Origin of the sequence: Aeromicrobium choanae, assembly GCF_900167475.1 — a bacterium.
GTDB lineage: Bacteria > Actinomycetota > Actinomycetes > Propionibacteriales > Nocardioidaceae > Aeromicrobium > Aeromicrobium choanae.
Map to the genome: position 1 here is coordinate 2,142,980 of NZ_LT796768.1, position 25,490 is coordinate 2,168,469.

Consider the following 25,490-nt stretch of genomic DNA (forward strand, 5'->3'; position numbering starts at 1 on the left):
TGGACTGATTAACTCGACAATCAGTCCTCAGGTACGGGACGGGGGAGGCCGGGCGACCGCAGCGGTGACCGGCGGACCCGGTAGTTTGGGGGCGTGACGGACTCGACGATCATCTACACGCACACCGACGAGGCTCCTGCCCTCGCGACCTACTCCTTCCTCCCGATCATCGAGGCGTACGCCTCGAAGGCCGGCGTGGAGGTCGAGACCCGGGACATCTCGCTGGCCGGCCGCGTCATCGCGGCGGTCAGCGACCTGCTCCCCGAGGACCAGCGCGCGGCGGACGCCCTCGCCGAGCTGGGCGAGCTCGCGAAGCGGCCCGAGGCCAACATCATCAAGTTGCCCAACGTCTCGGCGTCGGTGCCGCAGCTCAAGGCGGTCATCGCCGAGCTGCGCGAGCAGGGCTACGACCTGCCCGACTACCCCGAGGACCCGCAGACCGACGAGGAGCGCGACGTCCGCGCCCGCTACGACAAGGTCAAGGGCTCCGCGGTCAACCCGGTGCTGCGCGAGGGCAACTCCGACCGCCGCGCGCCCGCGTCGGTGAAGAACTACGCCAAGAGCCATCCCCACTCGATGGGCGCCTGGAGCAGCGACTCGAAGACCAAGGTCGCCACGATGGGCGTCGACGACTTCCGCTCCAACGAGAAGTCGGTGACCCTCGAGGCCGACGACACCCTGCGCGTCGAGCTGGTCGGCGACGACGGCTCCACCACCGTGCTGCGCGAGTCGATCCCGGTCCTGGCCGGCGAGATCGTCGACGCGACGAACATCAACGTGGCGGCGCTGCGCGAGTTCCTGACGGCCCAGATCGCCCAGGCCAAGGCCGATGACGTGCTCTTCTCGGTGCACCTCAAGGCCACGATGATGAAGGTCTCCGACCCGATCATCTTCGGCCACGTGGTCCGCGCCTTCTTCCCGAAGACGTTCGCCCAGTACGGCGCCGACCTCGCCGCCGCGGGCCTGAGCCCCAACGACGGCCTGGGTGGCATCCTCGCCGGCATCGAGTCGCTGTCGAACGCCGCCGAGATCAAGGCCTCGTTCGACGCCGAGCTGGCCGACGGCCCGGCGCTGGCGATGGTCGACTCCGACAAGGGCATCACCAACCTGCACGTCCCGAGCGACGTCATCGTCGACGCCTCGATGCCGGCCATGATCCGCACGTCGGGCCACATGTGGGGCCCGGACGGCCAGGAGGCCGACACCCTCGCGGTGATCCCCGACAGCTCCTACGCCGGCGTCTACCAGGTCGTCATCGACGACTGCAAGGCCAACGGCGCGTTCGACCCGTCCACGATGGGCTCGGTGCCGAACGTCGGCCTGATGGCCCAGAAGGCCGAGGAGTACGGCTCGCACGACAAGACGTTCGAGATCCCCGCCACGGGCACCGTGCGCGTCCTGAGCTCCGCCGGCGCCGTGCTCCTCGAGCACACGGTGGCCCAGGGTGACATCTGGCGCGCCTGCCAGACCAAGGACGTGCCGATCCGCGACTGGGTCAAGCTGGCCGTCAACCGCGCCCGCGCCAGCGGCGACCCGGCCGTGTTCTGGCTCGACGCCGACCGCGCCCACGACGCCCAGCTGATCGCGAAGGTGCAGCAGTACCTCGGCGAGCACGACACCGAGGGCCTGGACATCCGGATCATGTCGCCGGTCGAGGCCACGCAGCTGTCGGTCGAGCGCCTGCGTCAGGGCCTGGACACGATCTCGGTCACCGGCAACGTGCTGCGTGACTACAACACCGATCTGTTCCCGATCCTCGAGCTCGGCACCAGCGCCAAGATGCTGTCGGTGGTCCCGCTGATCAACGGCGGCGGCCTGTTCGAGACCGGCGCCGGCGGCTCGGCGCCCAAGCACGTGCAGCAGCTCGTCAAGGAGAACTACCTGCGCTGGGACTCGCTCGGCGAGTTCTTCGCGCTGGTCCCCAGCCTCGAGCAGTACGCCACCGCCACGGGCAACACGAAGGCTCAGGTCCTCGCCGACGCCCTCGACCGCGCCACGGCCAGCTTCCTCGAGCACGACCGCTCGCCGGGCCGCAAGCTCGGCACGATCGACAACCGCGGCAGCCACTTCTACCTGGCCCTCTACTGGGCACAGGAGCTGGCGCAGCAGTCCGAGGACTCCGAGCTCGCCGGGGCGTTCGCGCCGCTGGCGCAGAAGCTGTCGGACGCCGAGCAGACGATCGTCGACGAGCTGCTCGCGGTTCAGGGCCAGCCCGCCGACCTGGGCGGCTACTACCAGCCCGATCCGCAGAAGGCCGCGAAGATCATGCGTCCGAGCACGACGTTCAACGAGGCGCTCGCCTCCTTCTGAGCGCACTCACACGACAGCGGCGGCCGGGATCACCCGGCCGCCGCTGTCGTCTTCCTGACGTCAGTGCTGCGAGGTGCGCTCGTGGCTCGACGGTGCGAAGAACTGCACGACGGCGAGGCCGAGGGCGAACGCCAGGGCCGGTACCAGGATCGACTCCGCCATCGCCTCGGAGAACGGTCCCGCCAGCTGCTCGGGCAGGCTCTGGCCGCCGGTGCCGCGTGACGCGGTCTCACCCGCCTCGGGCAGGTGCACGGCGAGCCGGCTCGTGATCGCGGCGGCGATCGCCGCCGAGCCCAGCACGGCGCCCACCTGGCGGGTGGCGTTGTAGACGCCCGACCCGGCGCCGGCCGAGGACATCGGCAGGTTGCGCGTGGCGGTGGACGCCAGCGGCGCCCACAGGAACGCGTTGCCGAAGCCCAGCACGGCGTTGAGGACGAGCAGCTGCCACAGGGGAGTGTCGGGGGCGATGACCCACGCGGTGCCCAGCATCGCGAGTGCCGAGGTGCCGAAGCCGACCGAGGCGAGGCGGCGCGGCGGCAGCCGGTCGCTCATCCGACCCACGATCGGGGCCATGGCCGCGGTGACGACCGCCATCGGCACGAACAGCAGACCGGACTGGGTCGCGTCGTAGCCGAGCACGGTCTGGGTCCACAGCATGAACGGGAACGCCATCGCCGTCACCGAGAAGGAGACGGTGGAGATGGCGACGTTGGACACCGAGAAGTTCCGGTCGCGGAAGAGGCTGAGCGGCACGAGGGGCTCGCGCCGGTTCCGGGACTGCCACCACACGAACACCGCCAGCACGAGCAGGCCGGCCGCGATCAGCAGCGGGACCGAGACCCACCCCTCGATGGTGCCCCAGTCGTACTCCTCGCCCTCCTGGATGCCGAACACGATGAGGAACATCGCGACGGCGCTCAGCGCCACGCCGATCCAGTCGAAGCTGTGGGTGTGGGTCTCCAGGGTCGGCACGAGGCGCAGCGCCAGCACGAATCCCACGATGCCCACCGGGACGTTGATGAAGAAGATCCACTCCCAGCCGGCGGTGTCGACGAGGATGCCGCCCAGGACCGGACCGACGAGGGTCGCGACGCCGGCGGTGGCGCCCCACAGGGCCATCGCGCGGCCGCGACTGTCCGCCGGGAACGTGCGGGTGATGACGGCCATCGTCTGCGGCGTCATCATCGATGCGCCGAGGCCCTGGAAGACCCGGGCGACGATGAGTGCCTCGACCGAGCCGGTCAGACCGCACCAGAGGGAGGACAGGGTGAAGACCGTCAGGCCCACGAGGTAGACGCGCTTCGGTCCGAAGCGGTCGCCGAGGCGGCCGGTGATCAGCAGCGGCACCGCGTAGGCCAGCAGGTAGGCGCTGGTGACCCAGATGACCGAGTTGTAGTCCGTCTGCAGGTCGTCGCGGATGGCCGGCGTGGCCACCGAGACGATGGTCGAGTCGACCAGGATCATGAAGAAGCCGATGACCATGGCCCACAGGGCGGGCCACGGGTTCTCCGGCAGGGTCCGGGCGGGGGCGGGAGTGGAACTCACCCGGGGAATCTACGCCTGCTTCAGCGCAGCCGCTCGTAGAGGTGGTGGTCGGTGACGGTGCCGTCGGCCAGGCGGGCGGTGCGGTGCTCGGTGCCGTAGTGGGAGAAGCCCAGCGACTCGGCGATGCGCAGGCTGGCGGTGTTGCCCTCGCCGGCGACGATCGAGAGCCGGTCGAGGTCGAGCTCCTCGGGGTCGAAGGCGTGCTCCACGACGGCGCGCGCCGCCTCGGTCATCAGCCCGCGCCCGCGGGCGTCGGGGTGCATCCAGTAGCCGAGCTCGCCGTTGTGCTCGGCCGGGCCGTCGAGGTCCATCACCGAGATCGTGCCGAGCAGCCGGCCGTCCCCGGGCTCGGTGATCGCCCAGGTCTGTCGCTTGTCGATCGCGGCGTTCCACCATGCCGCGTACAGGAACCGGCGGGTGTCCTCCACCGTGTAGGGGTCGGGCATGTGCGAGAGGTACAGGCGCGTGCTGGGGTGAGCGCAGGCCTCCGTGATCCGGGGGACGTCGGACTCCACGAGCGGCCGCAGGCGCAGCCGCTCGGTGGCCAGGGTCGACTCGAGCCACGTGGTGCGCGGGGCCGGTACGTCACCGAAGCGGATCGATCCGGTCCAGGCGTCGAGGATGCGGCCGCGCTCGAACAGGCGGTCGGGCTCGGTGCCGTGGAGACGGAAGCCGCAGGCGTGGGCGACGCGGAGGCTGCCGACGTTGCCGACGTGGGCGGTCCACTGGATGGCCTCCTTGCCCGCCTCGACGAACGCGTGGTCCACCGCCAGGCGCACCGCGGCGGTCATGACGCCCTGCCCTCGGCAGTCGGGGTGGAGCGCGAAGCCGATGTCGGCGAGCGGGTCCTTGCCGCGGATGTCGACGTTGCCGGCGTAGCGGCCCTCGAACTCGATGGCCCAGCACATCGCGGTGCCCTGGTTCCAGTTCTTCGGGACGACCTCGAGTGCGAACTGCTCGCTCATGGCGCGCGAGTGGGGCGTGGGGACCCCGGTCCAGCGCACCATCGCGTGATCGTGCGCCATCTGCAGCGCGCGGTCGATGTCGGCGGGGGTGTGCGCGCGCAGGGTGACGAGCCCGTCGGTGATGACGGGGACGTTCAGGGGCCAGGTGGTCGCGCTCACCGGTGGGCGTCGCGGAACGGGCTGGCCGGGTAGACGCCGAGGATCTTGATCTCGGTGGTGAAGAAGCGCAGCTCCTCCAGGGCGCGGGCGAGGCCGATGTCATCGGGGTGGCCGTCGACCTCCGCGAGGAACATCGTGGCGGTGAACTCGCCGTCGACCATGTAGCTCTCGAGCTTGGTCATGTTGATGCCGTTGGTCGCGAAGCCGCCCAGCGCCTTGTAGAGCGCGGCGGGCAGGTTGCGCACGTTGAAGATGAAGCTCGTGACGACGGGCCCGTTGCCGGCCGGCGCGCGCCGGTCCTCGCGCGACAGCAGGACGAAGCGCGTGGTGTTGTGCTCCTCGTCCTCGATGTCGGCTGCGAGCAGGTCGAGCCCGTAGATCCCGGCGGCCAGGGGAGGGGCGATGGCTGCGGCGGTGACGTCGTTCGCCTCGGCGATCTCGCGAGCGGCGCCCGCGGTGTCGCCCGAGATGAGCGGGGTCCAGCCGTGGTCGCGGATGATCCGGCGGCACTGCCCCAGCGCGTGCACGTGGCTGTGCACGGTCCTGATGGTCTCCAGGGTCGTGCCCGGCGTGCCCATCAGGGCGAACTTGATCGGCAGGAAGTGCTCGCCCACGATGTGCAGCCCGCTGGTGGGCAGGAAGTGGTGGATGTCCGCGACACGACCGGCCAGCGAGTTGTCGATCGGGATCATGGCCAGGTCGCAGTGGCCCGAGCTGACGGCCGCGAAGGCGTCCTCGAAGGAGGCGCACGGCACCGCCTCGGCGTCGGGGTGGTGCAGGTCGATGACCAGGTGGGAGTTCGAGCCGGGCTCCCCCTGGTAGGCAATGCGCGTCACGGGGCCAGCGTATGCCCGCCCTCCGTCGCGCCCGACCCCGTGGGGACGCTCCGGGGACGAACGATGATGCATTGAGGTACCGCTGCGGGGCGGGATGCATCATTGTTCGTCCTCATGCGGCCGGGCGAGCGGTGGCCCGCAGGAGCTGGTCGATCACCCGGTCGGGCTCGTGCCTGATCGAGAACGAGGAGAACGCCAGCACGCGCCGGCCGTCGATGACCAGCTCGTTGGACCGGTGCAGGTCGTCGCTCCACTGCTCGATCGCCAGGTGCGGGATGCCATGGATCTCGACGGCGAGGTTGAACCGCTCCCACCAGACGTCGAGGTAGTACCGGCCGTCCCGGCCCTTCGCCCGTGCCTGGCGGGTCGGCCGGGGCAGCCGTGCCGCGAGGCGGAGGACGTCGAAGTCCCGCTCGGGCAGCGACTGGATCCCGCCGCGCGCGTCGAGGACCGACTGGATGATCAGCGACTTGTGACGGCAGTTGCCACGGCGCTCGAGGACCCGGCGCATCCGCGCGACACTCGTGAGCCGTTGTTGGAACGCCGCGATCACGAGGGCGCGGGCGCGCCGAGGAGTGGCCGCCCAGCTGGCCGCGTCGACGAGGCTGCGCTCGAGCGTCGTGCGCCGCGGCTCGTTCGGGGGAACGTCCTCGGGGCCCAGCTGGGTGCTCCAGTGCAGCTCGAGGTCGCCCGGCGGCCGCCGGCCGCCTTCGGGCAGGACGATCGAGATGCGCTCCGGGTCGAAGCCCTTCAGCCCCCAGCGCCGTGCTGCCGTGAGTCCACCCAGCGCGCTGCGACTCGGGCTGGCGGCCAGCCAGGCGCGCTCGAGCTGGTCGGGTGTGAGGGGCCCGTTGTGGGTGACGACCACGCCACGCATCGGCTGTTGCCATGCCCTGGCGCGAATCCGCTGCCGGACGACGGATCTGCCGTGGAGGGCGACGGCACGGGCCGTGGTGAGGACGTCGAGCATGCGCCCGACGCTCCCCTCCCGCCTCACTCACGGCCAGCACTGCCCGCTGGGCTGTGGACGGCCGACGGAGCCCGGCCCCGCCTGTGGAGGACGAACGATGATGCATCTCGCCCCGCTCCGGTACCTCAATGCATCATCCTTCGTCCCGTCAGTGGGCCGAATGCATCATCCTTCGTCCTCCCGGGCAGCCGCGGGGGCGGGCTGCACGGTGAAGACGTGAGGGGCGGCCCAGGAGCGGGGGGCGAAGGCGGCCTCGACGCGGGCGCGGAGGGGGTCGACGTTCTCCGGCGGGAGCAGGGCGATGGCGCTGCCGCCGAAGCCGCCGCCGGTCATCCGGGCGCCCAGCGCGCCGGAGGCGAGGGCGGCGTCGACCGCGACGTCGAGCTCCTCGCACGAGACGGCGAAGTCGTCGCGCAGCGACTCGTGCGACGAGGTCAGCATCGCGCCGAACTGCGCCCAGTCGCGGCGCCGCAGCGCGGTGACGGCACCGCGCACGCGGGCGGTCTCGGTGAGCACGTGGCGGGCGCGCGCCTTCAGCGTGTCGTCGGTCAGCGACAGGAGTCCGTCGAGGCCGATCGTGGCCAGCGACTCGACGCCGGCCGCCGTCGCCGCCTCGACGCACTCGCGCCGGCGCTCCGCGTACTCGCCGGCCGCGAGCTCGTGATGGACGCCGGTGTCGATCACGGCGAGGACGAGCCCGGCATCGCCCCAGTCGGCGGGCACCGGCTCGGTGGTGGGCGGGTCGGCGCCGAAGTCGAGGTGCACCGCGTGCCCGGCCTCGGCGAAGAGCACCGCGTACTGGTCCATGAGGCCGGTGGGGGCGCCGACGAAGTCGTTCTCCGCGCGCTGCGCGAGCAACGCCAGCTCCTCGCGGGAGCGGCCCGACCCGGCGAGGTCGTCGAGCGCGAGGGCCACGCCGCACGTCAGCGCCGCCGACGAGGACAGGCCCGCGCCGACGGGCAGGGTCGACTCGAGCACGAGGTCGGCTCCGGTGACCGGAACGCCGGCCGACCGCAGTGCCCACACGACGCCGGCGGGATAGGCGGCCCAGCCCGGGACGTCGCCCGGCGAGACCTCCGTGCCGAACGAGGCGCGCTCGCCGCGGCTCCACAGGTTGACCGTGCCGTCGTCGCGACGGCGGGCCTTGAGCAGCAGGGAGCGGTCGATCGCGATGGGCAGCGCGGTACCGCCGTTGTGGTCCAGGTGCTCACCGATCAGGTTCACCCGCCCGGGAACCCGCCAACGGCGCACGTCATCCACGCCGTTCACCCTACTCATCGGACGACTGGCAGAATCGACCCCATGTCACGCCTCCCTCGTGCGTTGTCCGGCGCCCAGCCGACGGCCGATTCGTACCACCTCGGCAACTACATCGGCGCGTTCATGAACTGGGTCGCCCTCCAGGACGACTTCGAGGCGTTCTACTTCATCCCCGACATGCACGCGATCACCGTGGACTACGACCCGGCGCAGCTCGCGGAGCGCACCTACGTGGCGGCGGCGCAGATGATCGCCGCCGGCGTCGACCCCGAGCGCAGCGCCCTGTTCGTGCAGAGCCACGTACCCGAGCACGCCCAGCTGGCCTGGATCCTCAACGGCGTCACCGGCTTCGGCGAGGCCAGCCGGATGACCCAGTTCAAGGACAAGAGCTCCAAGGCCGGCACCGAGTTCGCCAGCGTGGGCCTGTTCACCTACCCGATCCTGATGGCCGCCGACATCCTCGTCTACCAGGCCGACAAGGTCCCGGTGGGCGAGGACCAGCGCCAGCACGTCGAGCTCACCCGCAACCTCGCCCAGCGGTTCAACCACCGGTTCGGCGAGACCTTCACCGTCCCCGAGGCGTACATCGTCAAGGAGACCGCGAAGATCTACGACCTGCAGGAGCCGACGAACAAGATGAGCGGCTCGAACCCGGTGCACACGGGCGTCGTCGACCTCACCGACACCCCGAAGCAGGCCGCGAAGAAGATCAAGTCCGCGGTCACGGACTCCGAGACCGAGATCCGCTACGACGTGAAGGCCAAGCCGGGCGTCTCCAACCTGCTCACCATCTACTCGGTGCTCACCGGCCGCACGATCGACGACCTCGTCAAGGCGTACGAGGGCAAGCAGTACGGACACCTCAAGGTCGACCTCGCCGAGATCGTCGGCGAGCTCGTGGGCACGTTCGGCGCCCGCACCCGCGAGCTGCTCGACGACCGCGGCGAGCTGGACCGGATCCTGGCGGCGGGCGCGGCCCGTGCCCGCGAGGTGGCGGCGCCCACCCTCGACCTGGTCTACGAGCGCTCCGGCTTCGCCAAGCCGCTGGGCGGCCGCCCGTGACCATCACCGTCGGCGTGTCGATCGCCATCCCCGAGCCGTACGGCGAGGCCCTGCGCGACAAGCGGCGGTCCTTCGGCGACGAGATGGCCGACCGGATCCCCAGCCACATCACGCTGGCTCCGCCGCTCGTGGTCGACGACGACGGGATCGAATCGCTCACCGAGGACCTGCGCGAGCTGACCGAGGTCTTCAGCTCGTTCCGCGTGAGCCTGCTCGGCACCGGCACGTTCCGCCCGATCTCGCCGGTCGTGTTCATCGCGGTGAGCGAGGGCATCGCCCAGATCGAGACCCTCGCCGAGGGCGTGCGCAAGGCCATCGGCGCGCCCGACCCCGAGTTCCCGTTCCACCCGCACGTGACGATCGCGCACAACGTGCCCGACGCGGCGCTCGACGCGGCCCTGAACGACCTCATCGACTTCCGCTGCAGCTTCGAGGTCGACGCGATCCACCTCTACGTCGACGATCCCGCGCAGGGCTGGCTGCCCACCTCGACCTTCCCCCTGGGCTGACGAGCCCGCGGGGCCGACTCAGCCCTCCAGCGCTTCCACCAGGACGGCGCGGAAGGCGCGGGCCGCGAGGGGGAGTGTGTCGAGCGGCCGGTGCGCCACCGCGATGCTGCGCGCCAGCGGCGGGTTCTCCAGCTGGGTGCGGCGCAGGCCGGTGCGGGTGCCCATGACGATGTCGGGCACGACGGCATGGCCGAGCCCGGACTCCACGAACCGCAGGACCGAGCCCATCTCACCGCCCTCCACCGACAGCCGCGGCTCGAACCCGGCCCGCGCGCACGCCCGCAGCGTGACGTCGCGCAGGTCGTACCCCTCGCGGAACATCACCAGCGGGAGGCCGGCCAGGTCGGCGACGTCCATCGTCTCGGGCATGTCCGCGTCGGCGGGACTCGCCAGCACGAGTCGCTCGGTGTAGACGATCGAGGTCTCCAGGTCGGGGATCTGCGAGGCGAGCGGCACGATCAGCAGGGCAAGGTCGATGCGCCCGGCCGACAGCTCCGCCGTGAGGTCGCGCGAGCCGGCCTCGTGGACCTCCAGGTCGATCGCCGGGTACTCGGCGCGGAACCGCCCCAGCACGGGGGCGAGCAGGCCCTCGACCATCGACGGGGTGGCACCCATCCGCACCCGGCCCCGGCGCAGCGAGGCCACCTCGTGCACCGAACGGGTGGCGTTGTCGACCTCGATCAGGATGCGCTGGGCGTGGGGGAGGAGGGCCTCGCCGGCGCTGGTCAGCTCGATGCCGGCGCGGTCGCGGACGAGCAGTCCGGTGCCCAAGGAGTTCTCCAGCGCGCGGATCTGCTTGGAGAGGGTGGGCTGCGAGACGCCGAGGATGTCGGCCGCGCGGGTGAAGCTCCGCTCGTCGGCGACGGCGACGAAGTAGGCGAGGTGACGCAATTGCACGGAGCAAGTATAGCCGTTGTCTATGAAAGACGGGCTTACTTCGACTTCGCGTGAATCGTCGAACGCGCCTAACCTGTGGCCGTGGCCACTTCCCAGATGACGCGCCTGCCCGCTCAGCGGTCAACGGTGGCGCTGAAGTTCCTGATGGCGGTGACCGGCCTGATCATGGTCGGCTACCTGCTCCTGCACATGTACGGCAACCTCAAGGTCTTCGCGGGCCAGGAGGCGTTCGACGACTACTCGCACCACCTGCGCACGCTGTTCCAGCCCTACCTGCCGTTCGGCGGTCTGCTGTGGATCATCCGCGTCGTCCTGCTGCTGTCGATCGTCGGGCACGCCTACGCGGCCGTGACCCTGTGGCGCCGGAACCGCAAGGCGGCCGGATTCGTCGGCGGCAAGCGCTACCACTCGCCCCGCGGCTCGCGCGGAATCCAGCGCTCCTACGCGTCCTTCACGCTGCGCTGGGGCGGCGTCGTCATCGTGCTGTTCGTGATCTACCACCTGCTCCACCTGACCGGGAACCAGATCCACCCCGGCGGCGCGAGCGACAGCCCCTACGAGCGCGTCGTCAACGGCTTCGAGATCTGGTGGGTCGTCCTGTCCTACACGATCGCCCTGCTCGCGGTGGGCCTGCACCTGTGGCACGGCGTCTGGAGCGCCCTCACCACGCTCGGCGCCAACCACAGCGGCACCCGGGTGGGCTCACGCCTGACCCCGCTGTCGTGGATCGTCGCGGGCGTCATCACCATCGGCTTCCTGATTCCGCCCTGGGCGATCCTGCTCGGGATCGTCGACTGAGAGAGACATGAACATGGCTTTGGACTTTCACGTCGTCGGCGAAGAGATCCGCGACACCGCCGCTCCGGCGGGCCCCATCGAGAAGCGCTGGGACGAGCACCGGGCGCACATGAACCTGGTCAACCCGGCCAACCGCCGCAAGCTCAGCGTGATCATGGTGGGCACCGGCCTGGCCGGCGCGTCCGCCGCGGCCACGCTCGGCGAGGCCGGCTACCACGTCAAGGCGTTCTGCTACCAGGACAGCCCGCGCCGCGCCCACTCGATCGCCGCCCAGGGCGGCATCAACGCGGCCAAGAACTATCGCAACGACGGCGACTCGATCTACCGCCTCTTCTACGACACGGTCAAGGGCGGCGACTTCCGGGCCCGCGAGTCGAACGTCTACCGCCTCTCGCAGGTCTCGGTGAACATCATCGACCAGTGCGTCGCACAGGGTGTGCCGTTCGCCCGCGAGTACGGCGGCCTGCTGGACAACCGCTCCTTCGGCGGCGTCCAGGTCTCGCGAACGTTCTACGCCCGCGGCCAGACCGGTCAGCAGCTGCTGATCGGCGCCTACCAGGCCCTCGAGCGCCAGATCGGCCTGGGCACGGTCGAGATGAACACCCGCCACGAGATGCTCGAGCTGATCATGGTGCCCGACGCCGACGGCACCGAGCGTGCTCGCGGCATCATCGTGCGAGACATGGTCACGGGCGACATCGAGACCCACCTCGCCGACGCGGTCGTCCTCGCGACCGGCGGCTACGGCAACGTCTTCTTCCTGTCGACGAACGCGATGGGCTCCAACGTCACGGCCACGTGGCGCGCGCACCGCAAGGGCGCCTACTTCGCGAACCCCTGCTACACGCAGATCCACCCGACCTGCATCCCCGTCTCGGGCGACTACCAGAGCAAGCTCACGCTCATGAGCGAGTCGCTGCGCAACGACGGTCGCATCTGGGTGCCGAAGAAGGGCGGCGACGATCGCCTCGCCTCGGACATCCCCGAGGACGAGCGCGACTACTACCTCGAGCGCATCTACCCGGCGTTCGGCAACCTGGTCCCGCGCGACATCGCCTCGCGCGCGGCCAAGTACCAGTGCGACGCGGGCAAGGGCGTCGGCCCGGGTGGACTCGGCGTCTACCTGGACTTCGCGGAGGCCATCGAGCGCCTCGGTCGTCCCGCGGTCGAGGCCAAGTACGGCAACCTCTTCGACATGTACGCCCGGATCACCGGCGAGGACCCGTACACGCAGCCGATGCGCATCTACCCGGCCGTGCACTACACGATGGGCGGCCTGTGGGTCGACTACGACCTGCAGAGCAACCTGACCGGCCTGTTCGTCGCCGGTGAGGCGAACTTCTCCGACCACGGCGCCAACCGCCTCGGCGCCTCGGCGCTGATGCAGGGCCTGGCCGACGGCTACTTCGTGCTGCCGTACACACTGGCCAACTACTTGTCGCACGCCCCGTACGAGAAGGTCCCCGAGGACCACCCGCGGGTCGTCGAGGCCCAGCAGGCCGTCGAGGAGCGGGTGGAGAAGCTGCTCTCGATCAACGGCACCCGCACGGTCGACTCCTTCCACAAGGAGCTCGGCCAGATCATGTGGGACTACTGCGGCATGGAGCGCACCGAGGAGGGCCTGATCAAGGCCATCCAGATGATCCGCGACCTCAAGGCGGAGTTCTGGAGCAACGTCAAGGTCACCGGCGAGGCCGAGGAGTTCAACCAGACGCTCGAGCGGGCCAACCGCGTGGGCGACTTCTTCGAGCTCGGTGAGCTGATGTGCATCGATGCGCTGAACCGTCGCGAGTCCTGTGGCGGTCACTTCCGTGGCGAGAGCCAGACCGAGGACGGGGAGGCCCTGCGCCACGACGACGAGTTCGCTTACGTCGCCGCGTGGGAGTTCGCCGACAACCAGCCGATCCTGCACAAGGAGCCGCTGGAGTACGAGTACGTCGAGATGAAGGCCAGGAGCTACAAGTGAAGATCACCGTTCGGATCTGGCGTCAGAAGAACGCCGACTCCAAGGGCCAGATGGTCACCTACGGGCTCGAGGACGTCAGCGAGCACATGTCGTTCCTCGAGATGCTCGACGTCCTCAACGAGCAGCTCACGCTCGAGGGCGAGGAGCCCGTGGCGTTCGACTCCGACTGTCGCGAGGGCATCTGCGGCTCGTGCGGCGTCGTGATCAACGGCATCCCGCACGGCCCTGAGGTCACCACGACGTGCCAGCTGCACATGCGCACGTTCCACGACGGCGACGTCATCGACATCGAGCCGTGGCGTGCCGGGGCCTTCCCCGTCGTCAAGGACCTCGTCGTCGACCGTGGCGCGTTCGACCGGATCATCCAGGCCGGTGGCTACATCACCGCGCCCACCGGCTCGGCGCCCGAGGCCAACAACATCGCGGTGCCGAAGGAGAACGCCGACCACGCGTTCGAGGCGGCCACGTGCATCGGCTGCGGCGCCTGTGTCGCGGCGTGCCCCAACGGCTCGGCGATGTTGTTCACCGCCGCCAAGATCACGCACCTGGGCCTGCTGCCGCAGGGCCAGCCCGAGCGCGACTCGCGCGTCCTCGGCATGGTCGAGCAGATGGACTTCGAGGGCTTCGGCGGCTGCACCAACATCGGCGAGTGCACCGCGGCCTGCCCCAAGGGCATCCCGCTGGACGTCATCAGCCGGCTCAACCGCGACCTGCGCAGCGCCCTCACGAAGGCGTGAGCTGACGCAGTACCGATCGAAGGGGCCCACCGCGAGGTGGGCCCCTTCGTCGTTCCCGAACGCCTCCGGTGTGACGTATGGTTCGCTAACCGGTACAAGTGGCTGAATTTTCGGGGGGAACGATGAACACGATGGTCCGACGCGTCGTCATCGCGCTGCTGGCGCTGACCGCGAGCCTGCTGATCGCACCCGCAGGAACGGCGTCCGCGCTGCCGACCGAGGCCGCCGATCCCGTGACCATCTCGGGCCGGATCACCGCCGAGGACTTCGACTTCGAGACCTATGCGGAGAGCGAGCCGTACCTGCGGGTGGGCGTGCTGGCGCGGGTCGACGGGAAGTGGACGCAGGTCGGTGGCACCGGATCGGCCCCCTTCGTCGACCCGGAGCTGCGGATCAACCCCGACGGGTCCTACCGCGTCCAGGTTCCCGCTCCCCACACCCAGGTCAGGCTCACGTTCGGACAGGTCCGGTGCGCCGACGACAGCCTCGGGATGTGCGACCTGTCGGTCCGTCCCGACACGCCGGCCGCCGACGTGCAGTCGGTCTTCTGGGACGGCACCACCCACGGCGCGCTGGACGTGACCGCCGCCGCTGACATCTCCGTGGCGTCCGGCTCGGTCACCGACCGGAACATCACCCTCAAGCGGTCCAAGAAGGTGCGGGCCACCGCCCGTCCGAGGATCGTCGGTGATCCCTCGCCGGGCCAGGTGCTCACCGCGTTCCCCGGCACCTACGCGCCGGCCGCGGAATCGCTCGCGCTGCGCTGGTACTGGTCGTCCGACGTTTACGACCTGTACGACGTGCCCGACGGCACGGGTCGCGCGTACCGGCGGCTGACCTCGGCCGACCTCGGCCTCCGGATCGCCGTGACGGCCGAGCCCTCGGTCCGCGGTTGGGAGTCGCCGGTCTTCCACTCGCAGTTCGTCACGGTGAAGAGCCGCAGCAAGTTCGCGGTGAAGGCCAAGGCAGGCAAGCGCAAGGCGACGGTGACCATCGCGATCAAGGCGCCCGGTGTCACGAAGTCCCGGATCCACGGCAAGGCGTCGATCTACGCCAAGGGCAAGCGGATCAAGACCGTGAACGTGAAGAACGGCAAGGCCACGATCAAGATCGCCAAGCAGAAGAAGGGCAAGCGGACCTATACGGTGCGCTACTCGGGCAACCGGGTGATCACGTCCTCGTCCAAGTCACTCAAGATCGCCATCCGCTGACCGCGGGGAGGAAGGCACCATGAAGAACATGACTCGCGCCGCGCTCGTCGCGGTCCTCGCCCTGGTGGCGAGCCTGCTCCTCGCCCCGACGGGCATCGCCACGGCGGCTCCGGCCGCGGTCGGGACGATCTCCGGGAGGGTCACGGGAGGACCGGCCGGCGCCGGCACCGTCACGCTGCACCGCCTGTCCGCGGAGGGCCGATGGACCGAAGTGGCGAGCGTCCACTCGAGCGCCACCGGCGCGTACGCCCTGGGTGTAACGGCGACCGGGACCTACCAGGTGAGGGCCAAGACCGACTACGACTTCACCCATGCCGCTGCCCCCAGCCGCAGGATCACGGTGTCGAAGGGCGCCAAGGTCACCGGCGTCGACCTGGCGCTCGTGCCCAATCCCACCGTGGCCGGCACGATCACGACCACCGGCTTCGGCCTCGAGGAGCTGCAGCTCGACCCCAATGAGGGCAGGCTCGGCCTCCGCGCGGCTGTCTGGGGACTGATCGACGGCCAGTGGGAGCGCTACGGCAGCACCGATCTGGGCGGGGCGTACTACGGTCCGTGGGTCGACGTCCGCACCGGGGGCGCGTACACCGTTCCGGTTCCCGGCTACTACGACGCCGTGCGCCTGCAGTTCTACCAACCGCACTGCAACGACCCGATCGACTGCGAGCCGTTCGGAGCGGCACCGGTCGCGCTCCGGGCGTTCTGGAACGGCACCGACGGCGGGGCGGCGACGCTCGAGGAGGCCGCGGACCTGGACGTCTCCTCCGGCTCTGTCGTCGACAAGGACATCACGCTGCAGGCTGCGCCCCAGCTCCGCGTGGTGGCGCGTCCCACCATCAGTGGCGACCCCTCGCCGGGTGGGGTGCTGACGGCTGCCCCGGGCACCCTTGCACCCGTTGCGACCGGTGCGACCTACACGTGGATCGCCTACTCAGGTGACGAGGGCTCAGCCGTCGGGACCGGACGCACGTTCACCGTGACGCCCAGTCTGCTCGGGAAGGAGCTCACCGTCCATGTGCTCCCCAGCCGGGCGGGTCACGAGGCGCCGCTCCTCAAGGCATCGAACGTCACGGTCAAGAGCCGCAGCAGGTTCGCGGTGAAGGCCAAGGCGGGCCAGCGCAAGGCGACGGTCACGATCGCGATCAAGGCGCCCGGTGTGGCCACGTCGCGGATCCACGGCAAGGCGTCGATCTACGCCAAGGGCAAGCGGATCAAGACCGTGAACGTGAAGAATGGCAAGGCGACGATCAAGATCGCGAAGCAGAAGAAGGGCAAGCGCACGTACACGGTGCGGTACTCGGGCAACCGGATCATCACGTCCTCGACCAAGTCCCTCAAGATCGCCATCCGCTGACCGCGGGAAGGACAGCACCATGAAGAGCATGACCCGCGCCGCGCTCGTCGCGGTCCTCGCCCTGGTGGCGAGCCTGCTCATCGCCCCGGTTGGCATCGCCACGGCGGCTCCGGCCGCCGCGGGGACGATCTCCGGAACCGTGACCGCCGCGAACCCGATTCCCGGCGGGAAGAAGGCGCTGGTCTCGCTGTATCGCCGCGAGTCCGACGGTCGCTGGACGTGGGCCGACGGCACGTACGTCGCGGTGGGCGGCTCCTACACCGCGTCCGCGCCCGCTGCGGGCTCGTACCAGGTCCGTGCCGAAGTCGGGAGCGTGGCGAGTGCGACACCCAGCAGGACCCTGACCGTGTCGAAGGGTGCCCGGCTGACCGGCGTCGACCTCGTCCTGCAGGACACTCCCACGATCTCCGGGACGATCACGACCGAGGGCTTCGACCTGTCCTCGGTGGGCCCCAAGCGGCTCTACATCCAGTCATGGGGAGGGACTGGCGGTCACTGGAGCAAGATCGGCGGCATCACCACCTCCTACGCCGAGCGGCCCGACCTGCAGATCCGGCCCGACGGGACGTACACCATCGCGGTACCGCACCACTACGACGCGATCCGGTTGGAGTTCGCTCAGGGGCAGTGCATCGAGGAGGATGAGCTTCCCGAGGACGTGCCCGGCGGATGCGAGTGGGGCGCCGCGCGCGACGTGCAGACGGTCCACTGGGACGGCACGACCTACGGCGCGTTCACGCTGGCGGACGGCGGAGACATCGACGTCCGCTCGGGCTCGGTCGTCGACAAGGACATCACCCTCCGGCTCGCTGAGAAGCTCCGCGTGGTGAGGTCGCCGAGGATCACCGGCACGATCGAGCCGGGCCAGGTGCTCACGGTGGACCCGGGAACCTACACGCCGGCCGCGACGTCGGCGGAGTACGAGTGGTACGGAGGCGAGTACTGGATCCCCGGAGCGACGAGCCGGACGTTCCGGCCGACGACGGCACACATCGGTGCGTCACTGCGCGTCCTCGTGCGGCCGAACCGTGTCGGCACCGAGGCGCCGGTCCTGTGGACGCCTTACGTCACGGTCAAGACGCGCAGCAGGTTCGCGGTGAAGGCCAAGGCCGGCAAGGCCAAGGCGACCGTCACGATCGCGATCAAGGCACCCGGTGTCACGACGTCGCGGATTCACGGCAAGGCGTCGATCTACGCCAAGGGCAAGCGGATCAAGACGGTGAACGTCCGTAATGGCAAGGCCACGATCAAGATCGCGAAGCAGAAGAAGGGCAAGCGCACGTACACGGTGCGCTACTCGGGCAACCGCGTGATCACGTCGTCGACGAAGTCACTCAAGATCGCCATCCGCTGACCGCGAGAGGGACACCATGAACACCAAGACCCGTGCCGCGCTCGTGGCGGTCATCGGACTGCTCGCGAGCCCGCTGATGGCTCCCGCCGGCGCGGCGCCCTCGTCGGCCGTGGCTCTCGAGGCTGCGCCCGGGTCGACGATCTCCGGCAGGATCACCACGGCGGACTTCGACCTGGAGTCGTTCGCGATGAAGTCGCCGATCGAGGTCCATGCCTTCGCGAAGGTCGGTGACACGTGGGAGATGGTCGGGTACGCCCGCACGAAGACGGCGTACAGCCCCGCGCAGGGGATCGAGCTTGACGGCACCTTCGTGGTCTCCGTACGAGACCCCTACCCCGTGGTGCGGCTGATGTTCGCCCAGAAGCGGTGCCTCGATTATTGGGACGCGTGCTTCCAGGAGGCCCCCGACGTGCTGACGACCCACTGGAACGGGACGCTCCTGGGCTCGCCAACGCTCGAGGATGCCCACGACATGGCCCTCGGCTCCGGACCCGTGACCGACGTGGACGTCACGCTACGGCGAGCCCCGAAGCTCCGACCGGCGACGCAGCCGAGGATCACCGGGGACCCCGCGCCGGGGCAGGTCCTGACCGCTCAGCCCGGCAGCTTCACGCCGACCGCGACGACGGCGACCTACCGCTGGGTGGCCGCCCCGTCGGACGCCGACGGGACGGAGGAGTACGAGAAGCTCGTCGGAACGGGACGCACGTTCCGGGTTCCTTCCAGCCTGCTCGGGGACCTGATCCAGGTGGAGGTGCTGCCGGCCCGCGTCGGTTTCGAGGCGCCGATCGTCGGCTCGAGCCACCTCGCCGTGAAGAGCCGCAGCAGGGTCGCGGCGAAGGCGAAGCCGGGCCAGCGCAAGGCGACGGTGACGATCGCGATCAAGGCGCCGGGGGTGGCGACGTCGCGGATCCACGGCAAGGCCTCGATCTACGCCAAGGGCCAGCGGATCAAGACGGTCAGCGTCAAGAACGGCAAGGCCACCGTAGCGGTCACCAAGCAGAGGAAGGGCAAGCGCACGTACACGGTGCGCTACTCGGGCAACCGGGTGGTCTCGTCCTCGTCCACGTCGCTCAAGATCGCCATCCGCTGACCGCGGGAAGGACACCATGAAGGCCATGACTCGTGCCGCGCTCGTCGCGGTCCTGGCGCTGATCGCCAGCCTGCTCATCGCTCCTGCCGGAGCCGCACAGCTTCCCGCGGCGGCGCCCGCCGGGACGATCTCGGGCACCATCACCTCCACGGCAGACCTCCCGGACGGCGTGCTGGAGGCGCGGGTCTCCCTGCTCCGGAAGGACGCGAACGGTCGCTTCGTCCTCGAGAACATGTACACGCGGATCGTCGGGGAGCGCTACACGATCCCGGTGCCCGCGGCCAACACCTACCGGGTCGACGTCGAGCTCGACGAGTGGGGCGTCTCGACCGCGGGCCCCTCGGCGCCCGTGGTGGTCCAGCACGGCCAGGCCGTGACCGGAGTCGACATCGTCCTGGAGCCCGAACCGCGGATCTCGGGCAGGATCTCGATGGAGGACTTCGACCTCGACTCGCTCGACCGCGATCGAACCCTGCTCGTCCAGGCGCTGGCGAACGTGGAGGGGGCATGGAAGCCGGTGGGATCGGTCGACAGGCTCACCTTCGGCGACCCGGCTCTGCGGATTCACCGTGACGGGACCTTCACGCTGGCCGTGGAGCGCCCCACCACGCGGGTGCGCCTGAAGTTCTTCCAGCCGCACTGCGGCGATGGCTCCGACCCGTTCTGCGACATGGGACTGGCGCCCGAGGTGTCGACGACCTTCTGGGACGGCACCGCCAGCGGTGCGTCGACCGTGGAAGTCGCGAGCGACATCGACCTCGCGGCTGGTTCCGTCGAAGGCAAGGACGTGGCGATGCGCCGCGCCCAACGGCTCCGCTTCACGGCAGAGCCGACGATCACCGGGAACCCCGTGCCGGGCCACGTGCTGACCGCCCAGCCGGGCACGTACCAGCCGGCCCCCACCGGGATGACCTACACGTGGACTGCTGCGGCTCCCCCTGGGTATCGCTCGTACAAGGTGGTCGGCACGGGTTCCACGTTCAGGGTGCCTGCGACCTTCGCGAATCACGCGGTCCGCCTCACCGTCCAGCCTCTTCGGCCGGGTTTCGAGACCCCGATCCTGTCGACGTCGACGACGATCAAGGCCCCGAGCAGGTTGGCCGTGAAGGCCCGCGCCGGCCGGCGCACCGCCACCGCCACGCTCACGGTCGCCGCTGAGGTCAAGAGGGACCGCCTCGACGGCAAGGCGTCGATCTACGCCAAGGGCAAGCGGATCAAGACGGTCAGGGTCAAGGACGGCAGGGCCACGATCAAGATCTCGAAGCAGAAGAAGGGCAAGCGCACGTACACCGTGCGGTTCTCGGGAAACGCGTACGCCACGTCGTCGACGAAGTCGGTCAGGATCGCCATCCGCTGAATACCGAGCGTGAGCCGCGTCTCTTTCCTTAGCATGGTTAATGAACTATGCTAAGGACATGCCCACCGAATCCCAGCGTCTCGCGCAGGCGGTGGCCCGACTCAACCGACGCCTGCGCCAGGAGCGCCAGTCCGACCTGACCGCCACCCAGCTCTCCGTGCTGGGCTCCGTGCGCGTCCTCGGATCCGCGACGCCCAGCCAGATCGCCGCGCGCGAGCGCGTCTCCCAGCCGTCGGTGGCCCGGACGCTCAAGTGCCTGCTCGAGGACGCCTACGTCATCAAGAACCCCCATCCCAACGACGGACGTCAGGTCCTGATCTCGATGTCCGACCTCGGCGAGAAGGTTCTGGCCGAGGAGCGGCAGCGCCGCGACCTGTGGCTCGACCGGCGTCTCGCCACCCTGACCACCGACGAACGCGCACGTCTCCGGGATGCCACCGACCTCTTGGTCGGGCTCGCGGAGGACGACGCGTGAGCCCCACCTTCCACAGCCTCTCGATCCGCAACTACCGGATCTACTTCGCCGGCTCGATGGTGTCCAACATCGGCACCTGGCTCCAGCAGACGGCCCTGGCGTGGCTCGTCCTCGAGCTCACCGGGAGCGGAGCCGCGCTCGGCGCGACCATCGCGCTCTACCTGCTGCCCACCCTGCTGTTCTCGCCGATCGCCGGCGCCGTGGCCGACCGGGTGCCGAAGCGCTCGCTGCTGCTGTGGATGCAGGTCGCGATGTCGGTGCCGGCCGGGTTCCTCGGCGTGTTCGCGATCCTCGGGCACGTCGAGCCGTGGCACGTCTACGTGCTGACGTTCCTGCTCGGCATCGGCAAGGCGTTCGAGGCGCCGGCACGCCAGTCGTTCGTCAGCGAGATGGTCGACGCCGAGCGGCTCACGAACGCCGTCGCGCTCAACTCGGCCTCGTTCAACTCCGGACGCCTCATCGGTCCGGGACTGGCCGGCCTGCTGATCGCGGCCCTCGGGTCCGGCGTCGTCGCCACGGGCTGGGTCATCCTGCTCAACGCCATCAGCTTCTGGTTCGTCGTCGGCGCGCTGCTGCTGATGGATCGCTCGGCCCTGGCGCCCGCGCCGATCTCCGCTCCCGGCAAGCGATCGGTCCTCGACGGCGCGAGGTACGTGGCCTCACGCCCTGACCTGCTGCTGCTGTTCGTGACGGTGTTCTTCCTCGGCGCGTTCGGGATGAACTTCCAGATCACCAGCGCCCTCATGGCCACCGACGTGTTCGGCAAGGGGGCCGGCGAGTTCGGCGTCCTCGGGTCGATCCTGGCGATCGGATCACTGGTCGGCGCGCTGCTGGCAGCCCGCCGCCCGAAGCCGCGACTGCGCTTCATCATCGGCGCGGCGCTGGTCTTCTCGGTCGCCCAGGTGATGTCCGGCCTGATGCCCACCTACTGGAGCTATGCCGCCGTGCTGCCGCTCATCGGCATCAGCGTGCTGACCACGGCCACCACGGCGAACGCGGTCATCCAGCTGACGACGGTTCCCGAGATGCGCGGTCGAGTGGTGTCGCTGTACCTGATGGTCTTCGTCGGCAGCACGCCGCTCGGGGCGCCCGTCATCGGCTGGATCGGCGAGCACGTCGGCCCTCGTGAGGCGCTGGTGGTCAGTGGCCTGATCGCCGGGCTCGGGATCGCGATCGCCGCGCTGCTGTACGCCCGGCGACACGATCTCGATGGGCCGGAGCTCTCACCGCTCGTGCGCCGGATGCTCGGGCGGCAGCGCTTCGACCAGCAGGTCCTGGCCCGGGCCGACTGAGGTCACCTCGCGCTCGCCGAGCTTCACCACGACGATGCCGGCGAGCACGAGGAGGGCGCCCAGCAGCTGCAGGGGCTTGGGCACCTGGTCGAGCAGGAGCCACGCGAACCCCAGGCCCGCCGCGACCTCGGTGAGCGCCACGAACGACGCGAGTCGCCCGCCGAGGTGGCGCGCCGCGGCGATGCCGGTGCTGTAGGCGATGGCGGCCGCGACGAAGCCCAGGACGAGCACGGGCACCCACCAGGGGACCGAGCCGGTCGAGAACACGACGTCCTCGGTGGTCGCCGTGAACGGCAGGAGGCCGGTGGCCGCCACGATCCAGAACGTCACCGAGGCCACCACGAGGCCGCCGGCAGCCAGCGTGAGCGGCGGCAGGCCGCTCGTCTCGTCGGCCGACATCACGAAGTACGCCGCGGCGCCCGTCATCGCGCCGAGGGCGAGCAGGACGCCCACGAGGTCGAGCTCCGTGCCGCCGAAGACGTCGAGCAGCAGGACGAGGCCCCCGGCGGCCACGGCCGCACCGACGAAGGTGAACCGGCCGGGCCGCTGGCCGTGCGCCAGCCACATCCACAGGACCACCGCGACCGGCGCGGTGTACTCGATCAGCAGGGCGATGCCGACGTCGAGACGCTGGACGGCCATGAAGTAGAGCAGCTGCGCGCACACCACGGCGGACAGGCCGTAGAGCACGATCGTGCGCGCGTGCGTGAGCAGCAGACGGTAGTTGCCGCGGATCGCCAGCAGGCCGGGGATCGCGAGCACGAGCGCGGCGAGGCTGACGCGCACCGCGAAGGCGGCGCCCGGCGACCAGCCGGCGTCCATGAGGCCGCGCGCCATCGTCCCCGAGGTGCCGAACGACAGGGCGGAGGCCAGCGCGAGCACGAGGCCGGTGGGGGTGTGGCGGACGAAGGTCGCGTCAGGAGTGTCAACGCTCATGGGTCATGACGCTAGACCTCATGGCATAAGGTGTCAACATGGTCTTCACTCCTGACGTGAGCGATGCGCTCGGCGCGGCCGCCGAGCTGGCGAACTCGGCCGGCGACCCCGACACGCTCGAGGCCCTCTCCGACCTGACCGAGTTCTTCGACCGGTGGGGCTACACCGGCTCACGCCCGCGGACGCGGTCCGACCTCGACGCCCTGCGCGAGGTGCGGCCGCGCCTGCGCAAGCTGCTCACCGCGGATCGCGGTGGTGCCGTCGATCTGGTCAACGTGATCCTCGTCGAGCAGCAGGCCGTGCCGCAGCTGGTCCGCCACGGGCGCCTCGACTGGCACGTGCACGCCATCGACGAGGACCGGCCGCTGCACGAGCGCGTCCTCGTCGAGACCGCGATGGCGATGATCGACGTGATCCGGGCCGACGAGATGCACCGTCTCGGCACGTGCGCGGCGTCGGACTGCGAGGACGTGGTCGTGGACTTCTCGCGGAACCGCTCGCGCAAGTTCTGCAGCACCACGTGCGGCAACCGGGAGGCCCAGGCCGCCTACCGGGCGCGGCAGGGGTGAGGCGCGCCGCTCGGTGACGCGCCGTCCCCGATCTGAGATGACCGTCCTGCGCGCGATGACCGGCGTAGAGTGGACAGGTCATGAACCTTCGAGAAGCGATCGCTCGCGCCGTGGAGACGGTGACCCCCGACCTCATCGAGCTGAGGCGTGACCTCCACGCCTTCCCCGAGCTGTCGTGGCAGGAGGAGCGCACCACCGACCTCGTGTACGCCTGGATGGACAAGCTCGGTCTGAGCCCCCAGCGCTTCGACGGCACCGGCCTCTCGGTCGACCTCGGCCCCACCGGCGGCCCCATCGTGGCCCTGCGCGCCGACCTCGACGCGCTGCCGATCCTCGACACCACGCAGGACCCCTGGCGCTCGAAGAACCCGGGTGTCGCCCACGCCTGCGGTCACGACGTGCACATCTCGGCCCTCATCGGAGCGGCCACCGCCCTGACCGCCGCCGATCGCGAGGTCGGCCTGCCCTACCGCGTGCGCCTGATCTTCCAGCCGGCCGAGGAGGTCATGCCCGGCGGCGCCCTGCGCCTGCTCTCCGACGGCGTGCTCGCCGGCGTCAGCCGCATCTTCGCGCTGCACTGCGACCCGTCGCTCGACGTCGGTCGCGTGGGGATCCGCGAGGGCGCCATCACCGGAGCCTCCGACCAGATCAACGTCGTCCTGAACGGCCGCGGCGGTCACACCTCGCGCCCGCACCTGACCGAGGACCTCACGTTCGCCCTCGGCAGCCTCATCACGCAGCTGCCCGCCGTGCTCTCGCGTCGCTTCGATCCCCGCGCCGGCGCCAGCCTCGTCTGGGGTCAGGTCAGCGCGGGCAACGCAGCCAACGTCATCCCCGCGGTCGGTGAGCTGAAGGGCACGCTGCGGATGCTCGACGCGGCCGCGTGGCACGACGCCGAGCACCTGGTGCGGGGGATCATCGCCGACATCGTCGAGCCGTTCGGCGTGGGCGTCGACCTCACCTACACGCGCGGCGTGCCGCCCGTCGTGAACGACTTCGCCGTCACCGAGCGCCTGCGCCACGCGGTCAGCAGCGCCCTCGGTCCCGAGGGCGTCGCCAGCACCTCCCAGAGCCTGGGCGGCGAGGACTTCGCTTGGTACGTCGAGACGCTGCCGGGCACGATGGCCCGCCTCGGCACCCGCACCCCCGGCGGCCCCACGTACGACCTGCACCAGGGCAACCTGCGCGTCGACGAGCGCGCCATCGCCGTGGGCGCGCTCGTGCTCGCCAACGCCGCGATCGCCTGAGTCAGGCCTCCGGCTCGGACTGCGCCGGGTCGTCGTCGCCGCGCACCACCACGACGGGGCACGGGGCGCTGCCCACGGCGTGTTCGCTCACCGAGCCGAGCATGAGGCCCTTGAAGCCGCCGAGGCCGCGGGGGCCGACCACCAGCAGGGAGGCGCCGTGGGCGGCCTCGACCACGACGGTGGCGGGCTGGCCGCGCTCGACCTTCAGCGTCACCTCGACGCCCGGGTGCTCGGCGAGGAGGTCGCGGGTGCCTTCCTCGAGGCGCTCGCGCACCGCCGCGGCATAGTCCGAGGCCGGGGGGACGTAGCCGAACTCATGGGTCTTCGGCTTGGGTGCCGTCCGCATCGTCCACGCGCGGACGATCGTGACGGGCATCTGGGCGCGCTCGGCCAGGGTGAGGGCCCAGCGCAGGGCGTGATCGGCGAAGGAGGAGCCGTCGTGACCGACGACGATGGGTCCGGAGAAGGGCATGTGCTGATCCTAGGACCCCTTTTGATTACGGTTCGGTGACAGTTGCCCCGTGGGGAGCCGACTCGGTCCGTGGCAGCCCTTTCTACGCCTAATGTCGTGCTGACATCGCGTGCGCC

At 70.1% G+C, this 25,490-nt stretch carries 23 protein-coding genes; 15 read left to right on the top strand and 8 right to left on the bottom strand.

Annotation, left to right across the window (positions count from 1 at the left end; all coding sequences use genetic code 11):
- The first annotated feature begins 93 nt into the window (after positions 1-93).
- Positions 94-2,310: an NADP-dependent isocitrate dehydrogenase gene (locus B5D60_RS10270; protein WP_078700072.1), complete on the top strand. Its 2,217-nt coding sequence runs from the start codon at positions 94-96 to the stop codon at positions 2,308-2,310.
- Between the two features lie 60 nt (positions 2,311-2,370).
- Here the strand turns inward: B5D60_RS10270 and B5D60_RS10275 are convergent, their stop codons facing one another.
- The 5 genes from B5D60_RS10275 to galK all read right to left on the bottom strand — a co-directional run bounded on the left by B5D60_RS10275 (position 2,371) and on the right by galK (position 8,045).
- Positions 2,371-3,792 (bottom strand): DHA2 family efflux MFS transporter permease subunit, encoded by a 1,422-nt coding sequence (locus B5D60_RS10275; RefSeq protein ID WP_078700073.1) that lies wholly within the window; start codon positions 3,790-3,792, stop codon positions 2,371-2,373.
- Positions 3,793-3,875: 83 nt separating this feature from the next.
- On the bottom strand, positions 3,876-4,979 hold the full coding sequence (locus B5D60_RS10280; RefSeq protein ID WP_078700074.1) for a GNAT family N-acetyltransferase: 1,104 nt from the start codon (positions 4,977-4,979) through the stop codon (positions 3,876-3,878).
- Positions 4,976-5,815: a prephenate dehydratase gene (locus B5D60_RS10285; protein WP_078700075.1), complete on the bottom strand. Its 840-nt coding sequence runs from the start codon at positions 5,813-5,815 to the stop codon at positions 4,976-4,978. Before B5D60_RS10285 ends, B5D60_RS10280 begins: the two co-directional genes overlap by 4 nt.
- 112 nt (positions 5,816-5,927) lie before the next feature.
- On the bottom strand, positions 5,928-6,785 hold the full coding sequence (locus tag B5D60_RS10290) for a DUF559 domain-containing protein (protein ID WP_153302973.1): 858 nt from the start codon (positions 6,783-6,785) through the stop codon (positions 5,928-5,930).
- A gap of 165 nt (positions 6,786-6,950) precedes the next feature.
- The gene (galK, locus tag B5D60_RS10295; protein ID WP_172806324.1) at positions 6,951-8,045 is read right to left on the bottom strand and encodes a galactokinase; all 1,095 of its coding nucleotides are present in this window, start codon (positions 8,043-8,045) and stop codon (positions 6,951-6,953) included.
- 42 nt (positions 8,046-8,087) lie between these two features.
- Here galK and trpS point away from each other — a divergent pair, with 42 nt between their 5' ends.
- Complete coding sequence (gene trpS / locus B5D60_RS10300) at positions 8,088-9,107, top strand: tryptophan--tRNA ligase (RefSeq protein ID WP_078700078.1); 1,020 nt, start codon at positions 8,088-8,090, stop codon at positions 9,105-9,107.
- Positions 9,104-9,616: a 2'-5' RNA ligase family protein gene (locus B5D60_RS10305; RefSeq protein ID WP_231948709.1), complete on the top strand. Its 513-nt coding sequence runs from the start codon at positions 9,104-9,106 to the stop codon at positions 9,614-9,616. The genes trpS and B5D60_RS10305 overlap by 4 nt, the downstream gene beginning before the upstream one ends.
- Before the next feature lie 18 nt (positions 9,617-9,634).
- On the opposite strand, the gene B5D60_RS10310 is transcribed toward B5D60_RS10305, so the two are convergent.
- Positions 9,635-10,513 carry a LysR substrate-binding domain-containing protein gene (locus B5D60_RS10310; RefSeq protein WP_078700079.1) on the bottom strand — a complete coding sequence of 293 codons (879 nt, stop codon included), beginning with the start codon at positions 10,511-10,513 and terminating at the stop codon, positions 9,635-9,637.
- 81 nt (positions 10,514-10,594) lie between these two features.
- Here B5D60_RS10310 and B5D60_RS10315 point away from each other — a divergent pair, with 81 nt between their 5' ends.
- The 10 genes from B5D60_RS10315 to B5D60_RS10360 all read left to right on the top strand — a co-directional run bounded on the left by B5D60_RS10315 (position 10,595) and on the right by B5D60_RS10360 (position 22,150).
- The gene (locus B5D60_RS10315; protein WP_231948710.1) at positions 10,595-11,311 is read left to right on the top strand and encodes a succinate dehydrogenase cytochrome b subunit; all 717 of its coding nucleotides are present in this window, start codon (positions 10,595-10,597) and stop codon (positions 11,309-11,311) included.
- A gap of 7 nt (positions 11,312-11,318) precedes the next feature.
- Complete coding sequence (locus B5D60_RS10320) at positions 11,319-13,277, top strand: fumarate reductase/succinate dehydrogenase flavoprotein subunit (RefSeq protein WP_197684300.1); 1,959 nt, start codon at positions 11,319-11,321, stop codon at positions 13,275-13,277.
- Complete coding sequence (locus tag B5D60_RS10325; protein WP_078700081.1) at positions 13,274-14,014, top strand: succinate dehydrogenase/fumarate reductase iron-sulfur subunit; 741 nt, start codon at positions 13,274-13,276, stop codon at positions 14,012-14,014. Before B5D60_RS10320 ends, B5D60_RS10325 begins: the two co-directional genes overlap by 4 nt.
- Positions 14,015-14,145: 131 nt before the next feature.
- Positions 14,146-15,225: a hypothetical protein gene (locus B5D60_RS10330; RefSeq protein ID WP_153302974.1), complete on the top strand. Its 1,080-nt coding sequence runs from the start codon at positions 14,146-14,148 to the stop codon at positions 15,223-15,225.
- Between the two features lie 19 nt (positions 15,226-15,244).
- Entirely contained in the window at positions 15,245-16,579 is a 1,335-nt protein-coding gene (locus B5D60_RS10335; protein ID WP_078700083.1) for a hypothetical protein, read from the top strand.
- 19 nt (positions 16,580-16,598) lie between these two features.
- On the top strand, positions 16,599-17,933 hold the full coding sequence (locus tag B5D60_RS10340; protein WP_078700084.1) for a hypothetical protein: 1,335 nt from the start codon (positions 16,599-16,601) through the stop codon (positions 17,931-17,933).
- Positions 17,934-17,949: 16 nt separating this feature from the next.
- Entirely contained in the window at positions 17,950-19,026 is a 1,077-nt protein-coding gene (locus B5D60_RS10345; protein ID WP_078700085.1) for a hypothetical protein, read from the top strand.
- A gap of 25 nt (positions 19,027-19,051) precedes the next feature.
- Positions 19,052-20,383, top strand: coding sequence for a hypothetical protein (locus B5D60_RS10350; RefSeq protein WP_172806325.1), 1,332 nt, complete (start codon positions 19,052-19,054; stop codon positions 20,381-20,383).
- Positions 20,384-20,441: 58 nt separating this feature from the next.
- A complete protein-coding gene (locus B5D60_RS10355; protein ID WP_172806326.1) occupies positions 20,442-20,858 on the top strand; it encodes a MarR family transcriptional regulator in 417 nt (138 codons plus the stop codon).
- Entirely contained in the window at positions 20,855-22,150 is a 1,296-nt protein-coding gene (locus tag B5D60_RS10360; protein ID WP_078700088.1) for an MFS transporter, read from the top strand. The genes B5D60_RS10355 and B5D60_RS10360 overlap by 4 nt, the downstream gene beginning before the upstream one ends.
- Here B5D60_RS10360 and B5D60_RS10365 read toward each other — a convergent pair.
- Entirely contained in the window at positions 22,082-23,086 is a 1,005-nt protein-coding gene (locus B5D60_RS10365; protein WP_078700089.1) for an EamA family transporter, read from the bottom strand. The two genes, B5D60_RS10360 and B5D60_RS10365, sit on opposite strands and share 69 nt — an antisense overlap.
- Positions 23,087-23,124: 38 nt before the next feature.
- On the opposite strand from B5D60_RS10365, the gene B5D60_RS10370 reads away from it, so the two are divergent.
- Positions 23,125-23,655 (top strand): CGNR zinc finger domain-containing protein, encoded by a 531-nt coding sequence (locus B5D60_RS10370; RefSeq protein WP_078700090.1) that lies wholly within the window; start codon positions 23,125-23,127, stop codon positions 23,653-23,655.
- A gap of 80 nt (positions 23,656-23,735) precedes the next feature.
- Positions 23,736-24,902 (top strand): amidohydrolase, encoded by a 1,167-nt coding sequence (locus B5D60_RS10375; protein WP_078700091.1) that lies wholly within the window; start codon positions 23,736-23,738, stop codon positions 24,900-24,902.
- Position 24,903: 1 nt separating this feature from the next.
- On the opposite strand, the gene B5D60_RS10380 is transcribed toward B5D60_RS10375, so the two are convergent.
- Positions 24,904-25,374: a universal stress protein gene (locus tag B5D60_RS10380; RefSeq protein ID WP_078700092.1), complete on the bottom strand. Its 471-nt coding sequence runs from the start codon at positions 25,372-25,374 to the stop codon at positions 24,904-24,906.
- Between the last annotated feature and the right edge of the window lie 116 nt (positions 25,375-25,490).

Coding starts and splice junctions, on each gene's coding strand:
- trpS (WP_078700078.1), top strand. CDS start 8,088: ATGTCACGCCTCCCTCGTGCGTTGTCCGGCGCCCAGCCGACGGCCGAT.
- B5D60_RS10275 (WP_078700073.1), bottom strand. CDS start 3,792: ATGGTCATCGGCTTCTTCATGATCCTGGTCGACTCGACCATCGTCTCG.
- B5D60_RS10350 (WP_172806325.1), top strand. CDS start 19,052: ATGACTCGTGCCGCGCTCGTCGCGGTCCTGGCGCTGATCGCCAGCCTG.
- B5D60_RS10365 (WP_078700089.1), bottom strand. CDS start 23,086: ATGAGCGTTGACACTCCTGACGCGACCTTCGTCCGCCACACCCCCACC.
- B5D60_RS10290 (WP_153302973.1), bottom strand. CDS start 6,785: ATGCTCGACGTCCTCACCACGGCCCGTGCCGTCGCCCTCCACGGCAGA.
- B5D60_RS10370 (WP_078700090.1), top strand. CDS start 23,125: ATGGTCTTCACTCCTGACGTGAGCGATGCGCTCGGCGCGGCCGCCGAG.
- B5D60_RS10330 (WP_153302974.1), top strand. CDS start 14,146: ATGGTCCGACGCGTCGTCATCGCGCTGCTGGCGCTGACCGCGAGCCTG.
- B5D60_RS10320 (WP_197684300.1), top strand. CDS start 11,319: ATGAACATGGCTTTGGACTTTCACGTCGTCGGCGAAGAGATCCGCGAC.
- B5D60_RS10340 (WP_078700084.1), top strand. CDS start 16,599: ATGAAGAGCATGACCCGCGCCGCGCTCGTCGCGGTCCTCGCCCTGGTG.
- B5D60_RS10335 (WP_078700083.1), top strand. CDS start 15,245: ATGAAGAACATGACTCGCGCCGCGCTCGTCGCGGTCCTCGCCCTGGTG.
- B5D60_RS10355 (WP_172806326.1), top strand. CDS start 20,442: ATGCCCACCGAATCCCAGCGTCTCGCGCAGGCGGTGGCCCGACTCAAC.
- B5D60_RS10375 (WP_078700091.1), top strand. CDS start 23,736: ATGAACCTTCGAGAAGCGATCGCTCGCGCCGTGGAGACGGTGACCCCC.
- B5D60_RS10345 (WP_078700085.1), top strand. CDS start 17,950: ATGAACACCAAGACCCGTGCCGCGCTCGTGGCGGTCATCGGACTGCTC.
- B5D60_RS10380 (WP_078700092.1), bottom strand. CDS start 25,374: ATGCCCTTCTCCGGACCCATCGTCGTCGGTCACGACGGCTCCTCCTTC.